The organism is Promicromonospora kroppenstedtii DSM 19349 (genome assembly GCF_000515355.1).
Lineage (GTDB): Bacteria > Actinomycetota > Actinomycetes > Actinomycetales > Cellulomonadaceae > Promicromonospora > Promicromonospora kroppenstedtii.
This window is the reverse complement of the sequence record NZ_KI911695.1, coordinates 42,160-47,125: the sequence shown is the minus strand read 5'-3', so window position 1 is coordinate 47,125 and position 4,966 is coordinate 42,160. Positions and strand designations below refer to the sequence as shown.

At 72.8% G+C, this 4,966-nt stretch carries 6 protein-coding genes and 1 pseudogene; 1 reads left to right on the top strand and 6 read right to left on the bottom strand.

The window, feature by feature from the left end; translation table 11 throughout:
* Window positions 1–216, bottom strand: a pseudogene (locus PROKR_RS17930) (phospho-sugar mutase); the annotation flags it as partial.
* 77 nt (window positions 217–293) lie between these two features.
* Complete coding sequence (locus PROKR_RS17925) at window positions 294–1,133, bottom strand: purine-nucleoside phosphorylase (RefSeq protein ID WP_036965307.1); 840 nt, start codon at window positions 1,131–1,133, stop codon at window positions 294–296.
* Window positions 1,134–1,222: 89 nt separating this feature from the next.
* Here PROKR_RS17925 and PROKR_RS17920 point away from each other — a divergent pair, with 89 nt between their 5' ends.
* Window positions 1,223–2,770, top strand: a complete 1,548-nt coding sequence (locus tag PROKR_RS17920; protein WP_036965332.1) for an NAD(P)H-quinone dehydrogenase — start codon at window positions 1,223–1,225, stop codon at window positions 2,768–2,770.
* A gap of 234 nt (window positions 2,771–3,004) precedes the next feature.
* Here the strand turns inward: PROKR_RS17920 and PROKR_RS17915 are convergent, their stop codons facing one another.
* From PROKR_RS17915 to PROKR_RS17900, 4 genes are all read right to left on the bottom strand, one after another.
* Complete coding sequence (locus PROKR_RS17915; RefSeq protein WP_245605872.1) at window positions 3,005–3,469, bottom strand: hypothetical protein; 465 nt, start codon at window positions 3,467–3,469, stop codon at window positions 3,005–3,007.
* A gap of 9 nt (window positions 3,470–3,478) precedes the next feature.
* On the bottom strand, window positions 3,479–3,979 hold the full coding sequence (locus PROKR_RS17910; RefSeq protein ID WP_036965302.1) for an NUDIX domain-containing protein: 501 nt from the start codon (window positions 3,977–3,979) through the stop codon (window positions 3,479–3,481).
* Window positions 3,980–4,099: 120 nt separating this feature from the next.
* Window positions 4,100–4,570, bottom strand: coding sequence for a hypothetical protein (locus tag PROKR_RS17905; RefSeq protein ID WP_036965300.1), 471 nt, complete (start codon window positions 4,568–4,570; stop codon window positions 4,100–4,102).
* Window positions 4,571–4,682: 112 nt separating this feature from the next.
* Window positions 4,683–4,966: acyl-CoA carboxylase biotin carboxyl carrier protein subunit (locus PROKR_RS17900; protein WP_036965298.1), on the bottom strand; the 284-nt coding region annotated here is incomplete at its 5' end.

Here is a 4,966-nt window from a genome sequence, read left to right as displayed (position 1 = left end):
GCCCAGCCCGGCCGCGGCCGCGATCACCACGGCGCGGTTCATCCGGTTGGGCCCGGCCGCCATCGCGCCGCGCAGGCCCGCGGTGCCGAACTGGAGCATGCCGGCGAACCGGTCGGCGAGCTCGGCGACGGCCAGGTGGCCCATGTGCTCGTCACCGGTGCGGCCCACGAGGTCGCGGAGGTCCGCGATGTCGTAGTCGTCGACGTCGGCAGCCATCCAGGCTTCCGCGCGCGCGACGAGATCGGGCGCCGAAGGCACCCCGGTAGCGGTCGGCAGGTCGGTGGACACGGGCGTCAGATCTGCTTGATCACTCGCGCGAGCAGGTCGCTGATCCGCGGCCCGGCTTCCTGGCCGGCCGCCAGCACCTCCTCGTGGGAGAGCGGGTGGGGGCTGATCCCGGCGGCCAGGTTGGTGGCCAGGGAGATGCCGAGCACGTCCATGCGGCAGTGCCGCGCGGCGATGGCCTCGAGCGCCGTCGACATGCCGACCAGGTCGGCACCCATCAGCGAGGCCATCTTCACCTCCGCCGGCGTCTCGTACTGCGGGCCGTGGAACTGCGCGTACACGCCCTCGGGCAGGTCCGGGTCGACGGTCCGGGCGATGTCCCGCAGCCGCGGGGTGTAGACGTCCGTCATGTCGGCGAACTTGGCACCCTCCAGCGGGGTATGCCCCGTGAGGTTCAGGTGGTCCTTGATCAGGACCGGCTGACCGGGACGCCAGCCGATGTGCACGCTGCCGCAGCCGTTCGTGAGGATCACGGTCTCGCAGCCGGCGGCCGCGGCGGTGCGGACGCCGTGCACCACACGACGCGGTCCGAGACCCTCGTAGAGGTGGGTGCGCGAGCCGAGGACCAGCGCGTGCCGGACGGCGCCGTCGGGCCGCTCGACGCGGATCGAGCGCGTGGTGGACCGGTGCCCCTGGACCGCGGGCGACACGAAGCCGGGGATCTCGGCGGTGGGGATCTCCGCGACGACGTCGCCGATCAGCTCGGCCGCGCCACCCCACCCGGACCCGAGCACGAGGGCGATGTCGTGGCCCGGCACTCCGGTCTTGGCCGCGATGTACTCCGCGGCGGCGGCAGCGACGTCGAACGGGTCGGTCGTCGGGTCGTCCAGATCTGGCTCCGTACTCATGGTCCGAGGTTATCGCCACTTTCCCCCGGGCACGCGCCCACGGGTGCGACGGATCCCCGGCGCTCCCGGGCGATGCGAGAATGGACCCCGTGACCCCCCTCGATCCCGCAGCTGTCCCGCACCGTGTCGTCGTCGTGGGAGGTGGCCCCGGCGGTTACGAGGCGGCGCTCGTGGCGCGCAGCCTGGGCGCACAGGTCACCGTCGTGGAGCAGCAGGGTCTGGGCGGCGCAGCCGTGCTGACCGACGTCGTCCCCTCGAAGACGCTCATCGCCACCGCCGAGTGGATGACCATCGCCGACCGGGCCCCCGAGCTCGGCATCCGCATGCCCGACGACGTCGTTGACCCGCTGTCCGACGTCGACGTCTCGCTGGCGACCGGCGGTATCCCCGTGGTCTCCGCCTACGCCGCCCCGGGGCTGTCCGGCGCGGGTGTGCAGGCGGCGGCGTCCGCGGCCGGGACCGTGGAGAAGCGCAAGCACTTCGTGGACCTCCAGGCCGTGAACAAACGCGTGCTCGCGCTGGCCCGGGCGCAGAGCTCCGACATCCGCGGTCGCCTGGAGCGTGAGGGCATCCGGATCGTCGCCGGCAAGGGCCGCCTGGACGGCCCCGCGCGCGTGGTCGCGGAGCTCGCGGACGGCTCGACCGAGGTGCTCGAGGCCGACTCCGTGCTCCTCGCGCTCGGCGCCACCCCGCGCACCCTGCCCACCGCGGTGCCCGACGGCGAGCGCATCCTCACGTGGACGCAGATGTACAACCTGCGTGAGCTGCCGGAGCGCCTGATCGTGGTCGGCTCGGGCGTGACGGGCGCCGAGTTCGCCGGTGCGTACAACGCGTTGGGCTCCGACGTGGTGCTGGTCTCCAGCCGCGACCGGGTGCTGCCCGGCGAGGACGAGGACGCCGCCGAGCTGCTGGAGGGCGTGTTCCGCTCCCGCGGCATGACGGTGCTGTCCCGCTCGCGCGCGGCGGGTGCCGTGCGAACGGACGACGGCGTCGAGGTCACCCTGGCCGACGGGCGCGTGGTGCACGGCTCGCACGTGCTCGTGGCGGTCGGCGGTGTGCCGGCGACGTCGGGCATCGGGCTCGAGGAGGCGGGCGTGCGGCTCTCCGACGGCGGGCACGTGGTGGTCGACCGCGTCTCGCGCACCTCGGTGCGCGGCGTCTACGCCTCCGGTGACTGCACCGGCGTGCTGCCGCTCGCCTCGGTGGCCGCCATGCAGGGCCGCATCGCGATGGCGCACGCCCTGGGCGACGCCGTTCAGCCGCTCGCGCTGCGCACCGTGGCGTCCAACATCTTCACGGCGCCCGAGATCGCGACCGTCGGTTACAGCGAGGAGAAGCTGCGCGCGCAGAACTCCCGCTACATCACGACCACGCTGCCGCTGGCGCGCAACCCGCGCGCCAAGATGCTCGGTGTCAAGGACGGGTTCGTGAAGCTCTTCGCGCACCCCGAGGCCGGTGTGGTGCTCGGCGGCGTCGTGGTGGCGCCGCGGGCGTCCGAGCTGATCTTCCCGATCACGCTGGCCGTGCAGCACCGCCTCACGGTGGACAACGTGGCCTCGGCGTTCACGATCTACCCGTCGCTCTCGGGCTCGATCGCTGAGGGCGCGCGGGTGCTGGACGCCCGCGTCGGCAAGTAGGGCCGGGGCGCGGGCCGTACATCGGCCGCTGAGGGTCCCGGGGTGAACGTACGAACTCGGGGTGGGTTGCTCCTTGTAGACAATGTCTACGCAGGGCAACCCACCCCCAATTTGTGGTGTCTACCTGGGAGCCGGGTGGGGCTCAGGCTCTGCTCGTCGGTCGCCTGAGCCTGCGGCTCCGCTGCGGGCAGGATGCCTCGTACCTCGGCCCCTACCCTCCGCTACGCCTCCGGCTCAGGCGACGGAGGCGTCAAGGACGATCTGGCTGCCCTCGACCTTGGCGCCCGTAACGGTGACGCCCGGGAACTTGGTCTCGAGGAGGCGCTCGACGTCGACGGCGATCCGCGCGTCGGGCTGCACGTCGACGACGCCCGGTGGCAGGCCCTGCTTGGCGACCTCGTGCTCGATGGGCGCGGCGGCCAGGCTCAGCAGCCGGTGCGCCGGCAGGCCGGCGGCGTTCACCTCGACGGCGAGGGTCGCGACGCCGCGCTCGAACGAGGCCAGCTTCACGTCGGCCCGCACGATCGGGGCGATCTTCACGGCCAGCTTGAGCGGTCCGGGCAGGGTCTCGACCCGGCGCAGGTCCGCGACCACACGGATCACGTCCCCGTCGCCGACGACGGAGCTGATGACTGGCGGCGCCTGCTTGGCGATCCGCGCCAGGCTGAGCACCTCTTCGGGAGCGATCCGGATATGCACGATTCGACCCTAACCCAGCAAGCTGAGCAGGCGAGGCAGCGCATGGCCGAACGCTGGTAGCAGGGTCAGGGTGCCGATCTCGTCGAGGCCCACCCAGCGCACCTCGAGGCTCTCGGGGTCGGCCGCGCGCGGCTCGACCCGGTGCCCGGCAGCGACGTCGGCCACGACCGTCGTGTAGGTCCAGGCCGGGTGCTCCAGGACGTGCGTGCCCACCACGTGCACCGCGGCCGGGTCGATCGCCGCCTCCTCCGTGGCCTCGCGCAGGGCGCCGTCCTCCGGCTTCTCGTTCGGGGCCAGCGCCCCGCCGGGGATGCCCCAGGTGCCGCCCATGTGCGACCAGAGCGCCCGGTGCTGGAGCACCATCGCCGCCGGCGCCCCGGCGTCGTCCCGCCGCACGAGGAGCAGCCCCGCGGCGCCGAACAGGCCCCAGTGCCGGTGGTCCCCGCAGGTCACCCAGCCGTCGCCGTCGTGCCGGTGGAGGTCGGTCGGGGGCGCTGTCGGGTTCGGCACGGCGTCAGTCTCTCAGGTCGGACGCGGGCTGTCAGCGGCCGGCGCGCAGGTCCTGCCCGCCAGGGACGGACGTCCCGCCACCCTGGCGGGCGGCGGGACGTGGTTCCTGCTCGGTCCAGCTCAGCCCTGCGCGGGGACGCCCTCGACGACGACCTTGTCGCCCTCGAAGCGGAAGCCCGTCACCTCGGTGAACTCCCCGCGCATCAGCGCGCGGAGGTCGAGGGAGACGGTGCCGTCCTTGCGGAGCTGCACGGCGTTCTCGGGCAGGCCGCTCTTGCGCGCCATCTTGGCGATGGTGCCCGCAGCGAGCGGGAGCAGCTTGGTGGCGGGCAGGCCGGCCGCATCGGCCTCGACCTGGAGCACCGCGATGTTCTGCCACACCGACGTGATCCGCGCCGACGCGTGCATGACCGGGACGGCCTTGGCCGCGATCTTGACGGGGAGCGGGGCGTAGGTGAGGCGGCGCAGGTCCGCGGTCACGGCGATCACGCCGTCGTCGCAGGTCAGCTCGCTGACGAACGACGGAAGGGTCTTGCGGGGGCGAACGAGGGCGATGGCCTCTTCGGGGCTGAGTACTACGACGCTGGTCACGTCGCAGAACCTAGCGGATCAGAAGATGCCCGATGAGCGCACCTGGTTCCTATCAGGTGTGATCGGGCCCTTTTCACCCTTGTTGATGTCGGAAATCACCCGATAGTTTGACTCAGTCGACGATCTCGCACAGCACGGCGCCGGCCGAGACGCCCGCACCCGGCGCCGCCGTCAGCGAGCGCACGGTGCCCGAGCGGTGGGCCAGGATCGGCTGCTCCATCTTCATGGCCTCCAGCACGACGACGAGGTCGCCCTCGGCGACCTGCGCGCCGTCCTCGACCGCGACCTTGACGATCGTGCCCTGCATGGGCGAGGCGAGCGTGTTGCCCGTCGAGCCGCTCGACGTCTTGCCGCCACCCGCGCGGCGGGCCGGGCGGCGCGCCGCGTTGGCGGTGC

Excerpts from the sequence above, each read along its gene's own strand:
- PROKR_RS17925 (WP_036965307.1), bottom strand. The coding sequence starts at position 1,133 with ATGAGTACGGAGCCAGATCTGGACGACCCGACGACCGACCCGTTCGAC.